Source organism: Microbulbifer salipaludis (genome assembly GCF_017303155.1).
Taxonomy (GTDB): Bacteria; Pseudomonadota; Gammaproteobacteria; order Pseudomonadales; family Cellvibrionaceae; genus Microbulbifer; species Microbulbifer salipaludis.
This window is the reverse complement of the sequence record NZ_JAEKJR010000002.1, coordinates 509,441-532,311: the sequence shown is the minus strand read 5'-3', so window position 1 is coordinate 532,311 and position 22,871 is coordinate 509,441. Positions and strand designations below refer to the sequence as shown.

Genomic DNA, 22,871 nt, shown 5'->3' with positions numbered 1-22,871 from the left:
CACAGTATACCCTAACACGCCAGTGCCCCGGCTATCCGCCTTTCGTTGTAGTGTCCATGGTAGTATCTGGCGCAATCGTGGGATAAACCGATAGCACTGAATTTTCACAACAGGAAGAGAAGACCATCAATGGAAGTTTCAACCATCGTCTGGCTGGTAGTGCTGGCCGCACTGGGGTTTTACGTAATCAGCATTTACAACAAGCTGGTTTCCCTGAAGAACCGCTACGAAAATGCGTTTGCACAAATAGAAGTTCAGCTTAAGCGCCGCTACGACCTGATTCCCAACCTGGTGGAGTCTGCCAAGGCCTACCTGAAACACGAGCGGGAAACACTGGAAGCCGTTATCAACGCGCGAAACTCTGCCCTCGCCGGCCTCAAGGCCGCAGCCAATAACCCGGGATCTGCAGCTGCCATGGCCGACCTCGGCAACGCAGAGGGCATCCTTTCCAGCGCTCTGGGGCGGCTGAATGTGGTGATGGAGGCCTACCCGGACCTGAAGGCCAACCAGACCGTGCAACAGGTGATGGAAGAGCTGACTACCACGGAAAACAAGGTGTCATTCGCCCGTCAGGCATTTAATGACGGTGTCACCGCCTACAACACGTTCCGTCAGAGCTTCCCACCGGTATTTTTTGCCGGCTTCTTCGGTCACCGGGAAAACGGCAAGTTACTGGAGTTCGCAGATTCCGAGGCCTTTCAGGCCGCCCCCAAGGTCCAGTTCTGACGTACCGCCATGAATTTTTTTGACTATCAGGATAAGGCCCGTCGCAACTCCACACTGCTGGTGGCCCTCTTTTCGCTGGCGGTGCTCGGGCTGATCGGGATAACGACCCTGTTTATCGCATTGCTGACCCACTACTCTCGCGGCCAGGACTCCGCCTCACTGGTGCAGATGATCACAGAACTGGGCTGGGACACGATCGCAGGTATTGCCGCAACCATCAGCGCGATTATCGCTATAGCGAGCTACTTTCGTTTGCGTCAACTCGCCGCAGGCGGGCGCGCCATTGCGGAGTCGCTGGGTGGCAAGAAGATCAACATCGCGCCAAACACCCTCGCCGAGCAACGCGCGTTGAACGTGGTGGAAGAAATGGCGCTCGCTTCGGGCACACCGGTGCCCGACGTGTACGTTATCGAGGACGCAGCCATCAACGCCTTTGCCGCCGGCTACAAACCCACCGACGCGGTGATCGGGCTGACCCGGGGTTGTATCGAACAACTGAGCCGGGAGGAACTGCAGGGTGTCGTGGCGCACGAGTTCAGCCATATTTTCAATGGCGACATGCGCCTCAATATTCGTATCGTCGGCTTGCTGCACGGCATCCTGATTATCGGGCTCGTGGGAGGCTGGCTGATCCGCGGTGGCCACTTTGGCGGCCGCGACAGCCGAGGTCGTGCGGCCTTGTTCGGCATTGGTGCGGGGCTGCTGGTTATCGGTTATACCGGCACGTTTTTTGGCAACCTGATCAAGTCGGCCGTGAGCCGTCAGCGGGAATACCTGGCGGATGCTTCCGCGGTGCAGTTCACGCGCAGCAACCGGGGCATCGCCGGCGCACTGAAAAAAATCGGTGGCCACACCGCAGGCTCCAACCTGCAGGCGACCAACGCCAGTGAATTCAGCCACATGTATTTTGCCAGTAGCCTCAAGCATTCACTGCTGGGACTGTTTGCCACACACCCGCCGCTCGCTGCGCGCATCACACGCCTGGATCCCCAGTGGAAAGGCTTCCGCGCAACGTCACGCCCGGAGCCCCAAGCGCCATCGGGGGCTGGGCTTGCGGGAGTCGCCGGTGCGGCCCCGGTGTCGCAGCTCGATCAGGCAGAGACTCACCCCGGGGCTACCGGCCAGCGAGCGACCAACAACACCTATCAGGCGCAGTTAAATCAGGTGATGGAAACCGTCGACAACAATATCGCGGCACCCTCCCCCACTCAGCTGGAATTTGGCCGCAACCTGCTGTCTAGAGCGCCTGAGAGCCTCAAGGCCGCCGCACACGATCCCTTCGCGGCCAGGGCACTGGTTTACGGGCTGCTCATGTCGCCTGAACAGCAGGCTCTGCAGCTCGACATACTGACACGCTCCGCACACCCCGCCGTGCTGCGGGAATTCGCTAAACTGCAACCGGCGCTGGCACAAATGCCGGAAGAATACCGACTCCCGCTGGTCGACCTGAGCATTCCTGCACTCAAGGCGCTTGCCCCTCAGCAATACCAGATCTTTAAGCGCAACGTGATCAAGCTGCTGCGCGCCGACGGCAAGGTTGAAGTGAGGGAGTGGGCGCTGTATCGGGTACTGATGCACGCACTGGAATCCACGCCAGATCGGCACCGCAAAATCGATACGCGCAAGAATAGATCGGGAAGCGTCACGGATGCCCAGCAGTTTCTACTGGCAGCCATGGCCCATGCGGATAACACAGAGTATTTGGTAGCAAAGCGCGCTTTCGAGGCGGGCGCCCGTGCACTGGGTATCACACCCGTCCCGCTACCGGCAGGCTCGGACATCACCCTGCAACGACTGGACAAGGCGATAGCGATCGCCAGCGATACGGCACCCCTGCAGAAGCCACTACTATTGAAGGCCCTGGCCACCACACTGGCCCATGATGGCGTGATTGCCGGGCGCGAGATCGAGCTACTCCGGGCGATCGCGGACTGCCTGGACTGCCCGATGCCCCCCGTACCGGGAACCTCGCCTGCTGGAGCGGCGAGTACGGGGTGCCTTTCAGCCCACACCAGCTGACCGGGAGCCGGGTGCTCTACGCGCCCGGCTTCTTTCTGGCGCACGCTTCAGGCAGCGCACACTACCCGTGCTGGTATACCGGGCCGACACCCATGCTCCAGAGGATCACGGTTCCTACACGAATCGATACCAGCAATACCAATCCCACCGTGACCACCGACGACGCATACACAAACGCGCGCTCCTTGTCGATATTCATCAGGATGGGAATACCCTCGTAGATGAGATAAATGGAATACGCAGTGGCCAGGAGGGTAACAGCCGCATTCAGCCACAGGTTCGGGTAGAGACCGATAAATCCGGCAAGGAAAATAGGCGTGGTGACGAACACCGCCAGGGCCGTGCCCTCGTAGTGCCGCATCTCCTCATCGCCTTCCACTTTAAAACTTTTCGCCATCCAGTTGATGAATTCACCAAATATGTACACACCAAACAACATGGCGAAGTAGGTGATCACACAGAGTGTGAGAGCACTGCCCGGCGTCAGCTTCTGTACATTGTCACCGATGGTAAAGCCCACCTGGGTCACGCCGATATACGCCGAGACAACCGGAATCAGTGCCAGAATAGGTACATGGCTCAAGAAAACCTGCACAAACGAGTGCTTGTCAGACCGGATTGCCTGCCACTCTTTGTCTGGGTTGGTAAATATGCCGATGGTATGACTGAGTAATCTCATTAGTGTCCCTCCTGTGCACCGCATGCATGCAGTATCGGAAGGGCGGCGGCAATTCACCAATCAATAACAGGAATACGGCGTCATTTTTTACGCCAGCGGTCAATCAACAGGCGCAAAGCACCTGCCAGCAGAGAAAAGGCATAAGAAAACCCCGGTGAAACCGGGGTTCAGAGGTTATCGGAAGCAGTAAGACTACTTGACGACCCGCAGGGACGGCTTCTTGGACGGCTTTTTGAGGGTTGTGGGCGGTGTTGGCTCTGGCGGCTCCGGGGTTTCTTCCGGCTCGAACACCATGCCCTGGCCATTTTCGCGTGCGTAAATACCCACCACTGCCCCTACCGGCACCTGAATATCCGTGGGCACGCCGCCGAAACGCGCGTTAAACCGAATGGCATAGTTGTCCATGGTGAGCCCCATCACAGCGGTCTCCGAGACGTTCAGCACAATCTGACCGTCCTCGTTTACGTGCTGCTGGGGAACCAGAACACCATTCAGGTGCGTATCCACCAGCAGATATGGGGTGCACTTGTTGTCGGTGATCCATTCGTAAAACGCCCGCAACAAATACGGGCGGTTTGAGGTCATCGGCGGCTTGTTCAATCAGCACCTCATGAGCGCATTTCGCGCTCGAACTCGGTCAGGCTCTGCTGGAATGCTTCGCGGGCAAACAGGCGGTCCATGTAATCCAGCAGCGGCTTGGCTTGCTTGGTCTTGGGCAGCGCGATTTCCAGCTGGTCAAGACGCCACAGCAAGGGTGCCATGCAGCAATCCACCAGTGAAAACTCTTCATTAAAGAAGTACGGCAGGTCGGTGAACATCGGCGCGATACCCACCAGGCTATCGCGGAGCTCCTTGCGAGCTGCCGCCACATCTTTGCCGCCGGCGAGAATCTTGTCGACCAGCGGGCACCAGTCGCGCTCAATCCGATACATGATCTGACGGCTCTGGGCGCGGGCCACCGGATAAACCGGCAATAGCGGCGGATGCGGGAAACGCTCGTCCAGGTACTCCATCATTACCTTGGTCTCGAACAGCACCAGCTCACGGTCCACCAGGGTTGGCAGGGAGTTATACGGGTTCATGTCCGCAAGTTCCGACGGCTTATCATCCGGATCAACATCAATAATGTCTACGGAGACGCCTTTTTCCGCCAGGACAATACGTACCCTGTGGCTGAAATGACAACGACCATCAGAAAAGAAGGTCATGGAGGAGCGCTTGTTAGTCGGCACACCCATTGTGGAACTACCTCAGTCTACTGGCCAGACGAAGTCCGGCACCTGTTCAAAACGGAAACCGGGCGGTTGGGCCACAACCGGAAAACCGGCGGCCCACCACCCGGGAAAATCTGCCTGGCCGGCGTTTAGTGGTGTACGTCTTTCCAGTATTCGCGATTCAGCAGCCACGCGAAGATGAAGAACACCAGAATGAAGGCCAGCACGTAGAAACCAATGCGCTTGCGGGTCTCCGCCATGGGCTCGGCAATATACTCCATGAAGTTCACCAGGTCGTACACGGCCTGATCGTACTGCACGTCATCCATGGAGCCTTTCACAGAACCCACCTGCAGGCTGCCACAGTCCGCATCCATGATGGGGTTACCCAGCTCGTCGCGAACCACCTTGCCGTGATCCCGCTTGGGCCCAGGTGCACACTCTGGCAGCCCCTGGAGCTCCATCAACACGTGCGGCATACCCACGTTGGGAAACACTTTGTTGTTTACACCAAGCGGACGGCTGTCATCTTTGTAAAAACTACGCAGATAAGTGTATAGCCATTCCGGAGAGCGAGCGCGTGCAACCAGGGTCAGATCCGGCGGGGTTGTACCAAACCAGGTCTTGGAATCCTCAGGCTTCATGGAAATCTGCATCAGATCGCCAATCTTGCTGTCACCGAGCACCAGGTTCTGAACCATCAATTCCGTCGGGATATCCAGATCGGTGGCCACCCGCTCCCAGCGAGAGAAGTTGGCACTGTGACAACCCATGCAGTAGTTCACAAAGTACTTGGCACCGCGCTGCAGCGAGGGCTTGTCGTTGAGGTCTACATTGATGTAGTCCAGCTCGACGATGCTCTCAGCACCCACTGCCTTGATCGGGATAAAGGTCAGCAGCAGTACCGCGATGATGCCGCCAAACAGCACAATGAACGTCTTGCTACCGGACGGGCTGGTAACACGCGCAGGTTCCGGGTGAACCACGTCTCGATCGGTCAGCCACGGCAGCAGTGCGAAGAAGGCCGCGAATGCCAGAGACATGGCGCAGACGAACAGGCTCGCCTTCCAGTTAACCACCGCCATCCACAGGAACAGTACACCGAAGATGCCGCTCACAATCCAGGAAGCCAGACCTTTGCGAGTGGTCGGGTTCGTCCAGATCGGCATGGTGACGAAGAACGCGAAGTAGAACAGAGTCGCGACCTGCGCCAGGAAGTTACGTCCAGGAGTCGGGGACTTCACACCGAGATAACCCAGGATGATGAACACCGCGGCGAATACCAGCAGCAGCACCTTGGGCAAAATTCCCTTGTAACGGATGGACCGGACCGGGCTCTTGTCGAGCCAGGGCAGCACAAACAGGATCGCAATCGCCGCACCCATGGCCACCAGGCCGAGGAACTTCGCGGTCAGCGGGCCAATATCAATGGTGACCGCGCGCAACACTGCATAGAAGGGGGTGAAATACCAGACCGGTGCAATATGCTCCGGGGTCTTCAGCGGGTTCGCCTCTTCGAAGTTGGCGTATTCGAGGAAGAATCCACCCATTTCCGGGAAGAAGAACACCACCACACAGAACGCGAACAAGAACACCGCGATACCAACCAGGTCGTGCACGGTGTAGTACGGATGGAAGGCAACGCCATCCAGCGGTACGCCGTTTTCGTCCTTGTTTTTCTTGATATCAATGCCGTCGGGGTTGTTGGAGCCCACTTCATGCAGCGCAAGAATGTGCAGCACAACCAGCAAGACCAGAACCAGCGGCAGGGCGATCACATGCAGAGAGAAGAAGCGCGTCAGGGTAATTCCGGAGATCAGGTAGTCACCGCGAATCCATTGCACCAGGTCCTCACCGATACCCGGGATAGCACCAAACAGGGATACGATCACCTGTGCGCCCCAGTAGGACATCTGGCCCCAGGGCAGCACGTAGCCCATGAAGGCTTCGGCCATCAACACCAGGTAGATACACATACCAAATATCCACACCAGCTCGCGTGGCGGCTTGTAAGAGCCATACATCAGGCCGCGGAACATGTGCAGGTACACCACCACGAAAAATGCGGAGGCGCCGGTAGAGTGCAGGTAGCGAATAATCCACCCCATCTCTACATCGCGCATGATGTATTCAACAGACGCGAATGCGCCCTCGGCGGTGGGGTTGTAGCTCATGACCAGCCAGATGCCGGTCAGCAGCTGGTTCACCAGAACCAGCATGGACAGAACACCGAAGAAGTACCACAGGTTGAAGTTTTTGGGCGCGTAGTACTTGCCCATGTGGGTATCCCACGCGCGGTAGATTGGCAGACGCTGATCGACCCAATCACCCAGTGCCGTTAACCAGTTCATGCGCTGCCCTCCTGATCCACACCAATCACGATTACATCATCACCTTCATAGGAGTAAGGAGGTACTTCCATATTCAGCGGTGCAGGCACACCGGTATAGACGCGCCCGGCCAGGTCATACTTGGAGCCGTGACAGGCGCAGAAGAAGCCACCCATCCACTCGTCTCCGCCGAGGTCGGCCGTACCAACTTCTGGGCGATACATTGGCGCGCAACCCAAGTGGGTGCAAAGGCCAACCAGAACCAGTGTCTGGGCCTTGATCGCGCGGTTTTCCGGATTGACATAGGCAGGCTGTTTGGATTCCGCGGACTCAGGGTCGCGCAGGAATTGAGCCACTTTCGGGAGGTTATCCAGCGCCTCCTGGGTACGGCGTACCACATAAACCGGCTTGCCACGCCACTCTACCGTGACCATCTGGCCCGGTTCCAGCTTGCCGATATTGTATTTCACCGGCGCGCCGGCCGCCTTGGCCTTGGCACTCGGATTCCATGAAGCGACAAAAGGTACTGCGACCCCAACCGCACCGGCACCACCCACAACGGAGGTGGCCGCGGTCAGGAATCGACGACGCCCCACATTTACACCGTCATCACTCATGACGTAGATCTCCCATCACAGCGCCCCGTAACCTATCGCAAGATAAGTCCGAGACTGACTGGCCCAAACCCAAAATTCTGGAAGCTCTCTACGGTAAATCGACAAAGCCACCTTGCGCGTTGCATCAAATGACACGCACAGAGCAGACAGGACGCCATCCCAATGGTTCGAGCTGATGTTCGAGACCAGATAGAACGAGCATCCATGCAGTGGCGCACAAACCGCCACTGCGAACGCCAAAACTTACTCGAGAAACTCCCCTACAACTGGCCCGCTCGCTTGACCATAGAACAAAGTAGCCAAACCCCAAGTGCAAGCGGCTAGAAATCCGCGCAATGTTAAAGAAAATGCCAAATTGATACAAGGTGAAACCGGCGGGGAACACCGGCGGCCCTGCGACGGACCGGCGAAATTATAACCAGCCCCCACCTGCAGCCTTGCGCAGGAAAGGCGCTGCAGGCAAAAAAAAGCCCGGCAATTGCCGGGCCAAAAATCCAGAAATTCTCGCTTAACGCTTGGAGAATTGCGGCTTCTTACGCGCTTTGCGCAAGCCGACTTTCTTACGCTCAACGGCACGCGCATCGCGAGTCACGTAGCCGGCTGCACGCAGCGGCTGACGCAGGGACTCGTCGTATTGCATCAGAGCGCGCGTCAGGCCGTGACGGATAGCACCCGCCTGACCAAAGGAACCGCCGCCCTTCACAGTGACGTTGATGTCAAATTTTTCAACCATGTCGACCATTTCCAGCGGCTGACGCACGATCATGCGCGCCACTTCGCGGCCGAAATATTCGTCCAGAGTGCGACCGTTGACGCTGATTTTACCTTCACCCTGCGCGATGAATACGCGAGCGGTAGAGGTCTTGCGACGGCCGGTACCGTAGTATTGAGTAGTTGCCATGAGAATGTTCCGTTTAGATCGACAGTTCAATCGGCTGCTGCGCCGCATGAGGATGTTCGCTACCTTTATACACCTTCAATTTCTTGAACATGGCGCGGCCCAGAGGACCCTTAGGAAGCATGCCTTTTACCGCACTTTGGATAGTGCGCTCAGGCGCCTTGTCGATCAGCTTCTCAAAGCTGATGGATTTAAGACCACCAGGGTAGCCAGAGTGGCTGTGGTAAATCTTGTCTTTGGCCTTGTTGCCGGTCACGCGAACCTTCTCGGCGTTAATTACTACGATGTAGTCACCGGTGTCCACGTGGGGCGTGTATTCAGGCTTGTGCTTGCCACGCAGGCGGTGAGCAATCTCGGCGGAAATACGGCCGAGAGTCTTATCCGCAGCGTCAACAATGTACCAGTCGCGAGTGACCGCTTCCGGCTTGGCACTGTAAGTCTTCATGTTATAAAACACCTGTATATGGCCCCGGGAATGGAGCCGTCCCACGAAAAGAGCGCGAATACTACATAAGCACCACGGGCTTTTCAAGCTCAAAATTGGGCGATATGTGACCAACCGGAGCCGTCCGCAGGACTCCCTATTCCGGCCGGTGGGGCCGACCCAGATACTCCCGCGACTGCATCTCCTGCAGGCGACTCATGGTTCGATCAAACTCAAAGCGCAACTGGCGACCACCGTACAGGGACTCGATCGGCTCCGCGGCGGACACAACCAGTTTGACGCTGCGGTCATAAAACTCATCAACCAGATTGATGAAACGCCGCGCCTGACTTTCCATACGACCGTCCATTTTCGGCACATTGGCAAGCAATACGGTGTGAAACTCTCGCGCCAGCTCGATGTAGTCATTCTGCGAGCGCGGACCGTCACACAGCTCGGCAAATTCGAACCAGGCTACGTCATCCGCCAGGCGACTGGCGACGATCGGTCGCCCCTCAATATCCAGGGTAACCGACTCGCGCACTTCAGAGCCCTCCACCATCAAGCTGGCAAAGGAACGGTGCAGGCTGTTATCGGCCTGATCATCCAGCGGGCTGTGATACAGCTCGGCCATCTCCAGCGCGCGCAACCGATAATCCACCCCATTATCCACATTGACCACTTCGGTGTGCGCGAGCAACAGGTCGATCGCCGGCAAAAATCGCGCCCGCTGGAGCCCATCCTTATATAGGCCTTCGGGTATGATGTTGGAGGTCGCCACCAGCGTCACACCCCGCGCGAACAGGGCGTCCAGCAGATTGGCCAGGATCATTGCATCGGTGATATCGGAGACAAAAAACTCATCAAAACACAGCACGCGCGCCCTGCCGGCAATACGATCTGCCACCTTGTCCAGCGGGTTTTTCTCTCCCGACAGTGCTTTCAACTGCCGGTGTACATCGCGCATAAAGCGGTGGAAATGCGTACGCTGCTTCTCTTCAAACGGCAGCGACTCGAAAAACGCATCCATCAGATACGTCTTGCCACGACCCACGCCCCCCCAGAAATAGAGACCCTTCACCGGCCCCCGCGGCTTCTGCCACAGCGCTTTCAGGCGGCGTACCACCCTGCCCCCACCCGCATCGGCTGCGCGTAACCGCTCATACAGATCCTGTAACTTTTCCACGGCGGCCCGCTGAGCTGGGTCCTCAACAAAATCGGGACGCTGCAGGTCTCGCCGATAGCGCGCCATCGGCGTCAGGCGCATGGGATCGGACGAGGAGGATTCCGTGACCATCTATTCAAAACCGTTTTCAAATTATTGAACTATCAATCATGACAAGCCGAACAACAGATACTCTGCCCGGGGAAACAACCGACTACACACCGCCCCAAAACAAAGAAAAAACCGTGGCGCACAGCGATTGGCGCGCACTTTACCAAATCCATCACGTCTTGACACAAACCTCAGCAGGGCGCGACGGACGTAATTGCGTATAATGAGGTCACCGTCAGGGATGACTGGTGCCACTATTTATCTTGAGGAGGATGTAACGTGCACTCAACTTCGGTATTGATTCTGGTCGGCGTAGTCGGCCTCGCCCTGGGAGCCCTTCTGGCTTTCCTCGCTACCCGCGGCCGCCAGAACATCGACCGCACCCAGGAATTGGAGCTTCGCCTGAAAGAGGCCAATACCCGCCTGGAAGACTTCCAGCTGCAGGTGAACGAGCATTTTGACCAGACCTCGCAACTGGTTCACAACCTGACCCAGAGCTACAGAGAGGTCCACGAGTATCTAGCCAACAGTGCTATGCGCCTGTCCAGCCAGGATATCGGACGCCAGATGCTGGAGGCCGGCAGTGGTCAGTTAAGCGACAATGACGAGAGCCTGAGCGTCCTCCCGCCCCGCGACTGGGCACCCAAGGCACCCGGCGCTGCGGGCACGCTCTCGGAAGAGTTCGGCCTGGAGAAAGAAGCGCAAGCACCGGCCCCAACGGCCACACCCAGCTCCGAGGGAGCAGTCAATCGCTGACCTCAGGTAAATCCAAGGCACAAAAAAGGCGGGAGGTTCCCGCCTTTTTTGTGCCTTGGATTCGCCAGAGCTGTTACAGGCTCTGGTAGTAATCCATCAGGATCTGAGCGACTTCCGGACGAGAGAACTCCGGAGGCGGTGCAATACCGTTACCCAGCATCTCGCGCACTTTGGTACCCGACAGCAGGATGAAATCCTCTTTGGTGTGATCCGGCACATCGCGCATCATCACCACCTTATTCAGTTTCTTTGAGTAGGCGGTGTGGTCAGCGCGGAAAATCTCAATTTCCAGCGCGCCCTCAGGTACCTTGTCATCAAAGATGGTCTGGGCATCGAACGCACCGTAGTAATCACCCACGCCCGCGTGATCGCGGCCGACAATCAGGTGGCTACAGCCACAGTTCTGACGGAACACCGCGTGCAGCACAGCTTCCCGCGGGCCGGCATACAGCATGTCAAAACCATAACCGGTGACCATTACCGTGTTCTTGGGGAAGTAATCCTCGACCATTTTGCGGATCGCGGCATCGCGCACGTGGGCCGGAATATCACCGGGCTTCAACTTGCCCAGCAGCATGTGGATCAGCACACCATCGGCGTCCACCGCCTCCAGCGCCATTTTGCACAGCTCCTCGTGTGCGCGGTGCATGGGGTTACGGGTCTGGAAGGCAACAACCTTGCTCCATCCATGCTCGACAAACTCATTGCGGATCTCTACTGCCGTGCGGAAGGTATCCGGGAAGTCCGCCTGGAAATAGCTGAAGTTCAGCACTTCGATGGAGCCAGAAATCAGCTGACGGCCAGCGCCCTTAAAGGTAGCGACGCCCGGGTGCTTGTCATCCAGGGTACCGAATACATGCTCAGCAATGGTATTGACCTGCTCATCCGACACCGTCTCGATGGCCTCCACATCCATAATGGCAAGCACCGGATTGCCCTCTACATTCGGATCGCGCAGCGCGATGCGCTTGGCGCCGGCAATTGAAGACGTGTCTTCCACCATGTTGACCACGGGCACCGGCCAGAACAGGCCGTCCACAGTGCGCAGGGTTTCGGCAACACTCAGGGTGTCGGCGAGGTTCATATAGCCGTGCAGCGGGTTGAAGTAACCGGCGCCCAGCATCACCGCATTGGCCGCCGCCGCAGAGCTCACCACGATGGATGGCAGGGATTCCGCTTCGTGGGCGAGCTGGTGATGGCGCTCACTGTCGTAAACAAAGCGGGGCTGCAGCTCGACACTGCCGTGTGGGCGAACCAAGGACATAGTCACTCCTGTGTTATATCTGTAGATGAGGATTCTGGCGAAATTTTGAGCCGCACATTATACGCATAACCCGCGCTACACCAAGGACCAGACGCGACCGCGGTTAGATCTTCTGGTGAGGACACAAGAACCGAAAGACGTATAATGGCTGCAAACCAAGGAGTCTCAGGTGTCATTACAACGATTTCTGCAAGACTGGGCCATTCCCGCCGTGATCGGCCTGGCGATGGCGGCAGCGCTGCTCTTCATTTTTCCGCATTTGCGCGATAAGCCCAGCAACAGCGCTCCCCCCCCTTTTTCCTCGGGCCCAGAAACCTATTCCAGCGCGGTTAATCTGGCGGCTCCTGCGGTGGTCAACGTGTTTAGCAAGAGAGCCCTGCGCAACCACCCGCTGGCAAACCACCCCCTTTTCCCTTACTACCTGAACAAGATGACCCCGCTGCAACGGGAGCGCATGCAACAAAATCTCGGCTCCGGGGTCATTGTTAATGAGGCGGGGTATGTACTGACCAACTTCCATGTTATTTCTGGCGCAGAACAGATTGCCGTGGTGCTGGCTGACGGCCGCGAGGCCCGGGCGACCCTGGTAGGCTCAGACGCAGATTTCGATCTGGCGGTTCTAAAGATTGACCTCCCCAACCTGAAAGCCATCGAGGTGGGCGATCCAGACAGGGCACAGGTGGGCGATGTAGTGCTCGCCATTGGCAACCCATTCGGAGTTGGGCAAACGGTAACCCAAGGCATTATCAGTGCGACAGGCCGAGACGTGGAGAACGCGGGTGTTGGCGGCTATCTGCAGAATTTTCTGCAGACCGATGCGGCGATCAACCCCGGCAACTCCGGTGGCGCCCTTGTCGATTCCCGCGGACGGTTACTCGGTATCAATACCACGTCGGCATTGAATCAAACCGTCCCCAGCATCAGCTTTGCGATTCCCGCCAATATCGCCCTGAAAGTCATGCAGGACCTCATCGAGTTCGGGCGCGTGGTGCCCGGCTGGCTGGGGATCGAAGCGCAAAACCTCAATCCACTGCTGGCGCGGTCCTTCAACCTGGCATCCACCAACGGGGTGATCGTCACCGCGATTTACAAGGATGGACCCGCACATCAGGCGGGCCTCAAGCCTGGTGACGTCATCACTCATATCAATGCCACCCCCATCAATGATGGCAAACATGGCAACGCGGCTATGGCCACCCTACGCCCTGGCGAAGTGGTAACCATCACCTATATTCGCGACGGAGAACCCCTCACCACGCGCGCAGCGGTATCTGAAAGACCTCAGAGCGAGGAACGCCAAACACAAGGCGAGGGCTGACCCCAAATAAAAGGAGCACTTAGCAATGCCACTCAAGACAATTCGATTAACTCTACTGCTCACACTATTTAGCGGTAGCGTCTTCGCCGATGATCGCGAAGCATTGAACGATCTGCTCAACCAGTTTCTCGCCGGGGCCGCTAACGATATTCAGGTGCACCAGCGTTTCTGGGCCGACGATCTGATCTATACCAGCTCTTCGGGCCAACGCTTTGGAAAAGCAGTGATTATCGACGGGATGCAAAAGGTGAAAGAAGAAAAGAACAGCAGGAATGAAGAGGACGAGGCTTCCGCGCCGATGCGCTACCGCGCGGAAGATACAGATATTCGCCTACTCGACAGTACCGCGATCATCGCCTTTCGGCTGATCGCGGAGCCTGCGTCCAACAGCGACAAGCAAGCGAAAAGAATGGAATTTTTCAACACCGGTACGTTCGTTAAGCGCGATGGCGAATGGCGGGCGCTGGCCTGGCAGGCCACAAAAATCCCACCGGCCAACTCCTCCGACCAATAACCAATCCCTGCAGCCTGGTCCGCGCCAATCGATCCACGGCGCTAATCAATCCGCGGTGCTAATCAATCCGCGATGCTAATCAATCCGCGGTATCACGCACCCGGTATTCCGCGGAGCGGGCGTGCGCATCGAGCCCCTCCCCTTTCGCCAGCGTGGCAGCCACTCGGCCCAATGTATCCGCCCCTTGCGGCGAGCAAAAGATGATCGAGCTGCGTTTCTGAAAGTCGTAAACACCTAGTGGCGAGGAAAACCTGGCCGTGCCACTGGTGGGCAACACATGGTTGGGGCCGGCACAGTAATCGCCAAGCGCCTCGGCGGTATAGCGGCCGAGGAAAATCGCACCGGCATGGCGAATCTGCGGCAGATATTGTTCCGGATCATCCACAGAAACCTCCAGGTGCTCAGGGGCAATCCGGTTGGACACCTCGATGGCCTGGGCAATATCCCGCACCAGGATCAGGGCACCGCGATCGGCGATGGAACGACTGGCAATGGCTTCCCGGGGTAAATCCGCGAGCAGCTTTTGCAGAGATTTTTCCACCGCATCCAGAAAATCAGCATCCGGGCTCAGCAGGATCGACTGCGCCTGCTCGTCGTGCTCCGCCTGGGAAAGCAGGTCCATGGCAATCCAGTCCGGATCGGTCTTGCCGTCGCAGATCACCAGAATTTCCGAGGGCCCAGCGATCATATCGATGGCCACCTGACCAAACACCGCGCGCTTGGCTGACGCCACAAAAATGTTGCCCGGGCCCACAATCTTGTCCACCCGTGCGATGGAATCTGTCCCATAGGCCAGCGCGGCCACAGCCTGGGCGCCACCAATGGTAAATACCCGGTCCACACCGGCAATCGCCGCCGCCGCCAGTACAAGGTCATTGAGCTGGCCATCGGGGGCAGGCACCACCATTTGAATTTCATCAACCCCGGCCACTTTCGCCGGAATTGCGTTCATCAATACGGAAGACGGATAGCTGGCCTTGCCGCCGGGCACATAAATTCCAACGCGCTCCATCGGGGTGATTTGCTGGCCAAGAAGAGTGCCGTCCGCCTCCCGGTATTGCCAGGACGACTGCAGCTGGTGCTGATGATATTCCCGCACCCGCTTGGCCGCAGTTTCCAGCGCCTCGCGGCTTTCTGCCGGAATACGCTGCAACGCCTGCTGCAGAGCATCCTTACCCAGGCAAAACTCGGCCGCACTTTGCAGGTTGCGGCGATCAAAGCGATTGGTAAATTCGATGACCGCTGCATCGCCCCGGTTTTTTACCTGCTGGAGAATCTCGGACACTGCCGCCTCTACCTGCAGGTCTGCAACCGACTCCCACGCCAGCAAGTGGTCCAGTTCGCTGGAAAAATCCGGGCTGCCGGCATCCAGCCGGCGAATAGAGAATTCACGCATAGTGTTTGATCAATGGAAGTTCAGTATTCCGGTAGCTGATGAGTAACATCGATGAAATGGTCGATGGAAAGTGTCTGCGCGCTGCCGTTCAATCGGCTTTGGACACGTTTACGGCTTTTGCCAACTGCTCCACCAGCGCATTGATGGCACTGTACTTCATTTTCATGGAGGCCTTGTTGACGATCAGCCGACTGCTGATGTCCGCAATGTGGTCTCGCGCCTCCAGACCGTTGGCTTTGAGAGTATTGCCGGTATCCACAATATCCACAATTTCGTCCGCCAGATCCATGAGCGGTGCCAGCTCCATGGCTCCGTACAGCTTGATGATGTCCGCCTGACGCCCCTGCGCCGCATAGTAGCGCTTCGCTGACTGCACAAACTTGGTCGCCACCTTGATGCGACCACTGGGCAACGGGGCACCCTTGATGCCCGCGGTCATCAGGCGACAGCGGGCAATATTCAAATCCAGGGGTTCGTAAAGGTTGCTGTTGTCATGCTCAAGCAGGTTGTCCTTGCCCGCCACGCCCATGTCCGCCGCCCCATGCTGTACGTAGGTGGGCACATCGGAGCCGCGCAGGATCAGCAGGCGAACGTTTTCCTGGTTGGTGGCGAAGATCAGCTTGCGACTCTTGGCGATATCTTCCAGCGGCTCGAGGCCAGCGGCAGCCAGTAGTGGCAGCGTTTCCTTGAGAATACGCCCCTTGGTCAGGGCAATAGTGATCTGCATAACGATTATGATTATCTGGAGAGCCCGGAAACATCCAGGCTAAAGTAACGGCGGTTTTCCTAAGCGTGTGCGAGCTTATCCCCTCAAGAAATACCGCGCCAATACAAAACTGGAATACATCTAGATGAGAAGCATCTAGCCAGGCACCCCGCCTTCCCGCTGAACTCAGCCTGGAACGCGGCGAATGTTGGCACCCAGCTGCTGGAGTTTCTCTTCAATGCACTCGTAACCGCGGTCGATATGGTAAATACGGTCTACGATCGTCGTCCCCTCGGCCACCATCCCCGCGATCACGAGACTCGCGGAGGCGCGCAGGTCGGACGCCATTACCGGCGCACCCTTCAGTTTTTCCACACCGGTCACAATAGCGGTATTGCCCTCGAGAACGATATTCGCTCCCATACGATTCAGCTCATGCACCTGGATCAGCCGATTTTCGAAAATGGTTTCGACCACCGTGCCGCGTCCTTCGGCCACCGCATTCATGGCGGTGAACTGGGACTGCATATCGGTCGGGAAGGCGGGGTAAGGCGCGGTGCGGAAGCTGACCGCCTTCGGACGATTCCCCTTCATGTCCAGCTCAATCCAGTCGTCACCGATACTGATATGGGCACCCGCTTCTTCAAACTTCACCAGCACTGCATCGAGAATATCGGCGCGGGTATGCGTCAAGCGCACCTTGCCACGCGCGGCTGCGGCAGCTGCCAGGAAGGTTCCGGTTTCAATTCGGTCCGGCATCACGGTATAAGAGCAGGGATGCAGGCGTGGCACACCGTGCACGCGAATAGTGTCGGTACCCGCACCCTCGATCTGTGCGCCCATCGCCATCAGAAATTCCGCCAGGTCGACAATTTCCGGCTCCCGCGCAGCGTTGTGCAGCACGGAAGTACCTTCTGCCAGCGCAGCGGCCATCAGCAGGTTTTCTGTACCGCCGACGGTCACTTTTTCCATCACAATATTGGCGCCCTTGAGGCGTCCATTACTGCGCGCGCGGATGAAACCCTCATCGATGGTGATTTCCGCTCCCATGGCCTCCAGCCCCTTGAGGTGGATATCCACCGGGCGACTGCCAATGGCGCAGCCACCGGGAAAGGAAACATTGGCCACCCCGTGACGGGCCAACAGCGGGCCCAGCACCAGAATGGAGGCGCGCATGGTTTTCACCAGCTCGTAGGGGGCGGTCAGCTCATTCACCGAACGCGGATCAATCTCCACACCCAGCCGCTCATCGATGGTGATATCTGCCCCCATACACCGCAGCAGGGTAATCATGGTGGTGATATCGTTGAGGTGCGGCAGATTGTGAATCTGCACAGGCCCATCGGCCAACAGCGTTGCCGCCAGGATCGGCAACGCAGAATTCTTGGCCCCGGAAATTTTCAAGGTTCCGGAGATGGGGCTACCCCCTTCGATAATCAGTTTATCCATTCGATATGGCTTCCACTCTGGCTTCCCGCTACGACTGCCTCGTTCTGGCATGCTGAAGGGAAGCGAAACCCCGCACTCAGCCTGGGATGAGCGCGGGTAAAATTTACTGGCCGGCTTCTTCCGGCGTCAGGGTTTTCATCTGCACGGCGTGCAGGGTGCCGTCGGCAATCTTGTCGGACAGCGCACCGTACACCAGCTGCTGCTTTTTCAAACGGCTCAGGCCATTGAATGCGTCGCTGATAACGGTCAATTGCAGGTGGCTGCCTTCAAACGCAGCTTCAACCTGGCTGCCGGGAATTTGCCCTTCAATGAGGGCTTTGATCTGATCTGGTTGCATAGCAGGAATTACAGTCGTGTTAAAAGCGCGCAAGTGTACTGGAATACGGCAACCGACGCAGCCGCAACCCGCGGCAGCGCCGGCGTGCATCCGGCAAGCGAAATTCAGCCAACCTGGTCTGCCGCCGACCAGCCCGCGATCACCTTGTCGATATCGCCGCCATTTGCCTGCATGGCCTGCGAGAATTGTCCGCGGAACGTCTTGCCCAGGTTGACCCCGTTCAGAATCACATTAATCAACTTCCACTGACCGCTGCGGTTGCGCACCAGCGTGTAGGAAACCTTGGTCACCCCCTCCTTACTGCGCACCTCCTGCAGCACGTTGACACGATTGCCACTGGGGGCAGAGCCGGGATTCAACACCTTCACATCCATGTTGCCGAAAGACGCCACACCGCGGGCAAAGGTGGCCACCAGATCGCGCCGAAACGTACTGGCAAACTTGGCGCGCTGGGCCGGAGTCGCTTTTTTAGCATGACTGCCCATGACACCCCGGGCGATAAAATCAAAATCCACGACCGGTGCGAGCACGCGGTCCACCGCAGAATAGTAACGCTGTGGGTTGGCACTGACATTCCGACCCTCGCTGCGAATCACCCCGAGAAGCTCGTTGGAAACCCCCTCAATCAGGGTGTAGGGGTTTTGCGATGCCGCCGCGAATGGCGCCACACAGCACAGCAGAAATACAGAAACCAGCGCCCGAACCTTGCCCAGCGGCTTGCTGGCGGTGTGGATCCGGGTAGTGATGAGTGCGCTCACAGAATATCTCCTAATGGCAAATTCGTCCCTTGGATGCTCGCGACAGCAAAAAGTGTCACGGCCATACCGAAAATTGATTGGCGACTACAGAGGTTGTACGGCCCAGGCAAGCGATCAGACGCGCCCGAAATCCCGTCACGCCCCTCTTACCTCGCCCCTCAGTTTGTCTCGGTAGCTGACAATAGCGGCGGCAAACTATACCATGGCCGCGCTTTGGACAAGCGGCACTGGATCACTTTCGCAGGGCCAGCAGCTTGCACACCGGCAAGACTCGCAGGCGCCCAGATCCACACTGGCTCTGACCGTCTCTAAAAGGTTAGCACGTCAGTAGCCGGCACAGCGGAAGCGTTAACCGCATCCGGGCCACTACTATATAAAGGAGCACCGGCATCTCTGACGGCGCCCTGCAGCGGCCGCTCCGTCCATCATTTTCTAGAATCAACGGAATTATCGCGGCCAGCCGCCCCACACGGCGCCGCCCTGGATCATCCAGCGAGAGTTATCATGGGAACAGATCTGATCATTCAGGCCGGGCGCCGCACCATTGCCATGGAAACCGCGGCCGTAGCCGCCCTTGAAGCGCGCATCGGTGCCGATTTCAGGCAGGCGTGCGACTTGATCCTGGCGTGTAAGGGGCGCGTTATTGTTTCTGGCATGGGCAAATCTGGCCATGTTGGGCGCAAAATAGCCGCCACCCTCGCCAGCACAGGCACACCGAGCTTCTTTGTGCACCCGGGCGAAGCCAGCCACGGGGACCTGGGCATGATCACCCGCCAGGATCTGGTGATTGCCATTTCCAATTCTGGCTCCTCCGCGGAAGTACTCACTCTGCTGCCGCTGCTCAAGCGCCTGGGCATCCCCCTGATCAGCATGGCGGGCAAGCCGGACTCCCCACTTGCCCAGTCCGCCGACGTAAACCTGGATATCGCGGTCGACACCGAAGCCTGCCCGCTGAACCTCGCCCCAACCTCGTCAACTACGGTGACGCTGGTCATGGGCGATGCCCTCGCGGTGGCACTGCTCGAAGCCCGCGGATTCACCGCTGAAGACTTTGCCTTTTCCCACCCCGGTGGCGCACTCGGCCGCCAGCTGCTGCTCAAGGTGGAAGACGTAATGCACGCCGGCGACGAACTGCCACAAGTGACACCCGATACACCCCTGGCCACCGCCCTGCTGGAAATGACCAGCAAGGGGTTCGGTATGACCACAGTGGTCGACAGCGCGGGTCAGCTGCTCGGCGTATTTACCGACGGCGATTTGCGGCGCGTCATTGACCAGAAGTTCGAGCTGGACAGCGCCACTATGGATCAGGTCATGAGCCGTCGACCGAAAACCGTCGGTGCGCATACACTGGCAGCGGAAGCATTGCGCATCATGGAAGACAACAAGATCACCGCGCTGGTGGTGGAGGATTCCGAACACCACCCGATCGGCCTGCTGCACATGCACGACATACTGCGCGCTGGTGTCATCTGACACGCAGCGGCACTCTGGATACCGTAAAAGGAATAAAGGAAAAACCCCGTGAGCCACACCGACAACGCGCCCAGCGACCAGGAAATCCAGGAAAGACTCAGCCGGGTTCGCCATCTGATTCTCGACGTGGACGGCGTACTGACCGACGGACGACTGTATTTTGACAATCACGGCAATGAACTGAAAACCTTCCACACCCTCGATGGGCATGGCATCAAGATGCTGCAGCAATCGGGTGTGGCCGTCGCCATCATTACCGGTCGACGTAGCTCCCTGGTGGAAAAACGTGCGCATGATCTGGGAATCACCCGGCTGATTCAGGGGCGTGAAGACAAATACAGCGCCTTTCAGGAGCTGTTCGCCAACGAACCCCACACGCTGGAAAACATTGCCTACGTGGGCGATGACTACCCGGACCTGCAGCTGATGACCCGCGTCGGCTGCCCCATTGCCGTGCCCGACGCAGCACCGCCAGTAAAGGAGCGCGCGCTGTTCACCACCGAGCGCAAAGGGGGACTTGGCGCGGTACGAGAGGTCTGCGACCGCATCATGCAGGCACAGGGCACCTTTGACGCCGCACTCGCACCTTACCTGACACACGTAGAAAAATAATCGCCAGGCCGGAACCTGACCGCACCCACACAGACTAACTGTCAGACCGCGTTGCGCGGGCCGGCAGGCTAACAGGAAACACTCGATACATGCGCACCTGGCTACCACTGGTGATTGTGGTGATGCTGATTACCCTGGGACTCTGGTTTACCGAGAGCCCGCCAGATCAGCTAATGGGCAAGCGCCCCACCCAGCAGGAACACAACAGGGCCGCGGATCTCATCATCCGGGGTGCCCGCACGCGTCACTACGATGTGAACGGCAATCTCGCCTATGAAGTCGACGCCGAGCGCGTCACCTTCTTCCAGTTTGCGCGGCGGGATCGGGCCGACCTCACCGAGCCACGCATGATGTTCTACCAGGGCGAAGACTCCCGCTGGCGCACGGAATCGCGCTCTGGTGTCGCCTACAACAATGGGCAAAGGGTCGTACTGAAGGGGGATGTCTCCATCAAGGAGCTGCCGGGGCCAGGTATTACCCTGCGGACACCGAAAATCGAAATCAGGCCTCGCGAAGAATTCGCCGAGACTGACAAAGTTGTTACCATTACCGACGGCCCCAACCTCACAACCGGCAAGGGCCTGCGCGCCGATCTAAAACAAGACAAGGTGGAAATTCTGTCCGATGTGGAAAGCCGCTATGAAGTCCGCTAATGCCGCCCGCACACTGCTCGCAACCACGTTGGCGGCGGTGGTCGCGCTGGCCAGCCTGCAGGCGCAGGCTCTACCCAATGATCGCCAGCAGCCGGTGAAAGTATCCGCCGACAACCTGGAGGCCAACCGCAGCAAAAACCTCTCGGTCTATAGCGGCAATGTGGTCATTACCCAGGGCTCCCTGCAGATCCGCGCAGACCGGGTTGAGGTACACGGCAATGCCAGCGGCGAAATCCGCAAGGTGGTCGCCATCGGCACCCCCGCTCACTTCCAGCAGCAGGTGGAAGAAAGCACCAGCCCGGTCAAGGCGCGCGCCCGGCGGATTGAATTTCTGGTGAGCACCGATGCCCTGCAGCTGACCGGTGAAGCCTTCGTCGACCGGGACGGCAACACCCTCTCCGCCGAGCGCATCGATTACGACCTCAATAGCGAGCAGATGCAGGCCCAGGGCCAATCGGAGAAGAAGCGCGTGGAAATGATCTGGAAGCCCGAAGCGCAGCCCGCCCCCAAACCGGTCGAAGACGGCCAGTAGGCCATCCGCCCCATGGGGCCAGCGCCTGCAGAACTCACCAGACAGATGTGGCCATTGCCACTGCACTAGATAGCGGAATTCGCCATGCCGACGCTCAAAGCGTTACATCTCGCCAAGCAGTACAAAAAACGCAAAGTCGTTCAGGATGTGTCCGTGAGCGTATCCAGCGGACAGGTGGTGGGCCTGCTGGGCCCTAATGGTGCCGGCAAAACCACGTGTTTCTACATGATCGCCGGCCTGGTCCAGGCGGATGCCGGCCAGGTCATGATCGACGACGAAGATATCACCGGTCTTTCCATGCACGGCCGCGCCCGCAAGGGCATTGGCTACCTGCCTCAGGAAGCATCGGTATTCCGCCGCCTGACCGTGGCGGACAACATTCTCGCCATTCTCGAAACCCGCAAGGACCTCAACCGTAGCCAGCGTATGGCGCAACTTGAGGCCCTGCTGGAGGAATTCCACATCACCCACATCCGCGACAGTCTGGGGATGGCGCTGTCCGGCGGCGAGCGCCGTCGCGTTGAAATTGCGCGGGCCCTGGCGACCAACCCCGCCTTTGTCCTGCTGGATGAGCCCTTTGCCGGTGTCGACCCCATTTCGGTCAACGATATCAAGCAAATTATCCGCCATCTGCGGGACCGCGGTATCGGCGTACTGATTACCGACCACAATGTGCGCGAAACCCTGGATATCTGCGAGACCGCATTTATCGTCAGCGAGGGGCACATCATCGCCTCCGGCGACCCCAGAGACGTAGCAGAAAACAAACAGGTGAAAGATGTCTATCTGGGACACGAATTCACCATTTGAGCGGTTTTTTAGGGGTTCATCTTCACGATACCCCATTCTGTAGGCCGCCATTACACACAGAAACCTTGTGACCGGATCCACAAAATTTTTCGGCATGCTTATTGCTT

24 protein-coding genes are annotated in these 22,871 nt (G+C 58.1%); 10 read left to right on the top strand and 14 right to left on the bottom strand.

Annotation, left to right across the window (positions count from 1 at the left end):
* Nucleotides 1–129: 129 nt before the first annotated feature.
* Both JF535_RS07910 and JF535_RS07905 read left to right on the top strand, forming a co-directional pair.
* Nucleotides 130–726, top strand: a complete 597-nt coding sequence (locus tag JF535_RS07910; protein ID WP_207000980.1) for a LemA family protein — start codon at nucleotides 130–132, stop codon at nucleotides 724–726.
* Nucleotides 727–735: 9 nt separating this feature from the next.
* Complete coding sequence (locus JF535_RS07905) at nucleotides 736–2,745, top strand: M48 family metallopeptidase (RefSeq protein WP_207000978.1); 2,010 nt, start codon at nucleotides 736–738, stop codon at nucleotides 2,743–2,745.
* A gap of 61 nt (nucleotides 2,746–2,806) precedes the next feature.
* Here the strand turns inward: JF535_RS07905 and JF535_RS07900 are convergent, their stop codons facing one another.
* The 8 genes from JF535_RS07900 to zapE form a co-directional block, all read right to left on the bottom strand.
* A complete protein-coding gene (locus JF535_RS07900) occupies nucleotides 2,807–3,424 on the bottom strand; it encodes a Yip1 family protein (RefSeq protein WP_207000975.1) in 618 nt (205 codons plus the stop codon).
* Nucleotides 3,425–3,616: 192 nt separating this feature from the next.
* A complete protein-coding gene (locus tag JF535_RS07895; RefSeq protein WP_066966442.1) occupies nucleotides 3,617–4,009 on the bottom strand; it encodes a ClpXP protease specificity-enhancing factor in 393 nt (130 codons plus the stop codon).
* A 23-nt stretch (nucleotides 4,010–4,032) separates the two neighbouring features.
* Nucleotides 4,033–4,662, bottom strand: a complete 630-nt coding sequence (locus tag JF535_RS07890; RefSeq protein ID WP_066966445.1) for a glutathione S-transferase N-terminal domain-containing protein — start codon at nucleotides 4,660–4,662, stop codon at nucleotides 4,033–4,035.
* 125 nt (nucleotides 4,663–4,787) lie between these two features.
* Nucleotides 4,788–6,989 (bottom strand): ubiquinol-cytochrome c reductase, encoded by a 2,202-nt coding sequence (locus JF535_RS07885; RefSeq protein WP_207000973.1) that lies wholly within the window; start codon nucleotides 6,987–6,989, stop codon nucleotides 4,788–4,790.
* Nucleotides 6,986–7,585, bottom strand: coding sequence for a ubiquinol-cytochrome c reductase iron-sulfur subunit (gene petA / locus JF535_RS07880; protein ID WP_066966450.1), 600 nt, complete (start codon nucleotides 7,583–7,585; stop codon nucleotides 6,986–6,988). The genes JF535_RS07885 and petA overlap by 4 nt, the downstream gene beginning before the upstream one ends.
* Before the next feature lie 508 nt (nucleotides 7,586–8,093).
* On the bottom strand, nucleotides 8,094–8,486 hold the full coding sequence (gene rpsI, locus JF535_RS07875) for a 30S ribosomal protein S9 (protein ID WP_010132513.1): 393 nt from the start codon (nucleotides 8,484–8,486) through the stop codon (nucleotides 8,094–8,096).
* Nucleotides 8,487–8,499: 13 nt separating this feature from the next.
* Entirely contained in the window at nucleotides 8,500–8,928 is a 429-nt protein-coding gene (gene rplM / locus JF535_RS07870; RefSeq protein WP_010132512.1) for a 50S ribosomal protein L13, read from the bottom strand.
* A 136-nt stretch (nucleotides 8,929–9,064) separates the two neighbouring features.
* On the bottom strand, nucleotides 9,065–10,204 hold the full coding sequence (zapE, locus tag JF535_RS07865; RefSeq protein WP_242523755.1) for a cell division protein ZapE: 1,140 nt from the start codon (nucleotides 10,202–10,204) through the stop codon (nucleotides 9,065–9,067).
* Nucleotides 10,205–10,462: 258 nt separating this feature from the next.
* Between zapE and JF535_RS07860 the strand changes: the two genes are divergently transcribed.
* On the top strand, nucleotides 10,463–10,939 hold the full coding sequence (locus JF535_RS07860) for a ZapG family protein (protein ID WP_207000971.1): 477 nt from the start codon (nucleotides 10,463–10,465) through the stop codon (nucleotides 10,937–10,939).
* A gap of 73 nt (nucleotides 10,940–11,012) precedes the next feature.
* Here the strand turns inward: JF535_RS07860 and sat are convergent, their stop codons facing one another.
* Entirely contained in the window at nucleotides 11,013–12,203 is a 1,191-nt protein-coding gene (gene sat / locus JF535_RS07855) for a sulfate adenylyltransferase (RefSeq protein WP_207000969.1), read from the bottom strand.
* Between the two features lie 169 nt (nucleotides 12,204–12,372).
* Here sat and JF535_RS07850 point away from each other — a divergent pair, with 169 nt between their 5' ends.
* Together JF535_RS07850 and JF535_RS07845 are read left to right on the top strand one after the other, a co-directional pair.
* Complete coding sequence (locus JF535_RS07850) at nucleotides 12,373–13,521, top strand: S1C family serine protease (RefSeq protein ID WP_340674141.1); 1,149 nt, start codon at nucleotides 12,373–12,375, stop codon at nucleotides 13,519–13,521.
* 25 nt (nucleotides 13,522–13,546) lie between these two features.
* On the top strand, nucleotides 13,547–14,035 hold the full coding sequence (locus JF535_RS07845; RefSeq protein WP_207000967.1) for a nuclear transport factor 2 family protein: 489 nt from the start codon (nucleotides 13,547–13,549) through the stop codon (nucleotides 14,033–14,035).
* 79 nt (nucleotides 14,036–14,114) lie between these two features.
* Here JF535_RS07845 and hisD read toward each other — a convergent pair whose 3' ends face one another.
* The 5 genes from hisD to JF535_RS07820 all read right to left on the bottom strand — a co-directional run bounded on the left by hisD (nucleotide 14,115) and on the right by JF535_RS07820 (nucleotide 18,681).
* Nucleotides 14,115–15,431, bottom strand: a complete 1,317-nt coding sequence (gene hisD, locus JF535_RS07840; RefSeq protein ID WP_207000965.1) for a histidinol dehydrogenase — start codon at nucleotides 15,429–15,431, stop codon at nucleotides 14,115–14,117.
* Between the two features lie 88 nt (nucleotides 15,432–15,519).
* Nucleotides 15,520–16,158, bottom strand: coding sequence for an ATP phosphoribosyltransferase (gene hisG / locus JF535_RS07835; RefSeq protein WP_207000963.1), 639 nt, complete (start codon nucleotides 16,156–16,158; stop codon nucleotides 15,520–15,522).
* A gap of 165 nt (nucleotides 16,159–16,323) precedes the next feature.
* Nucleotides 16,324–17,586 (bottom strand): UDP-N-acetylglucosamine 1-carboxyvinyltransferase, encoded by a 1,263-nt coding sequence (murA, locus tag JF535_RS07830; protein WP_207000953.1) that lies wholly within the window; start codon nucleotides 17,584–17,586, stop codon nucleotides 16,324–16,326.
* Between the two features lie 103 nt (nucleotides 17,587–17,689).
* Entirely contained in the window at nucleotides 17,690–17,923 is a 234-nt protein-coding gene (locus JF535_RS07825; RefSeq protein WP_207000951.1) for a BolA family protein, read from the bottom strand.
* Nucleotides 17,924–18,027: 104 nt separating this feature from the next.
* Entirely contained in the window at nucleotides 18,028–18,681 is a 654-nt protein-coding gene (locus JF535_RS07820; protein ID WP_340674140.1) for an MlaC/ttg2D family ABC transporter substrate-binding protein, read from the bottom strand.
* A 504-nt stretch (nucleotides 18,682–19,185) separates the two neighbouring features.
* On the opposite strand from JF535_RS07820, the gene JF535_RS07815 reads away from it, so the two are divergent.
* From JF535_RS07815 to lptB, 5 genes are all read left to right on the top strand, one after another.
* Entirely contained in the window at nucleotides 19,186–20,157 is a 972-nt protein-coding gene (locus JF535_RS07815; RefSeq protein ID WP_207000949.1) for a KpsF/GutQ family sugar-phosphate isomerase, read from the top strand.
* Nucleotides 20,158–20,205: 48 nt separating this feature from the next.
* Nucleotides 20,206–20,769, top strand: a complete 564-nt coding sequence (locus JF535_RS07810) for an HAD-IIIA family hydrolase (RefSeq protein WP_207000947.1) — start codon at nucleotides 20,206–20,208, stop codon at nucleotides 20,767–20,769.
* A gap of 89 nt (nucleotides 20,770–20,858) precedes the next feature.
* Entirely contained in the window at nucleotides 20,859–21,422 is a 564-nt protein-coding gene (lptC, locus tag JF535_RS07805) for an LPS export ABC transporter periplasmic protein LptC (protein WP_207000945.1), read from the top strand.
* Complete coding sequence (gene lptA / locus JF535_RS07800; protein ID WP_207000943.1) at nucleotides 21,409–21,954, top strand: lipopolysaccharide transport periplasmic protein LptA; 546 nt, start codon at nucleotides 21,409–21,411, stop codon at nucleotides 21,952–21,954. The genes lptC and lptA overlap by 14 nt, the downstream gene beginning before the upstream one ends.
* Nucleotides 21,955–22,038: 84 nt before the next feature.
* Nucleotides 22,039–22,764 carry an LPS export ABC transporter ATP-binding protein gene (gene lptB / locus JF535_RS07795; RefSeq protein ID WP_207000941.1) on the top strand — a complete coding sequence of 242 codons (726 nt, stop codon included), beginning with the start codon at nucleotides 22,039–22,041 and terminating at the stop codon, nucleotides 22,762–22,764.
* The last annotated feature ends 107 nt before the right edge of the window (nucleotides 22,765–22,871 follow it).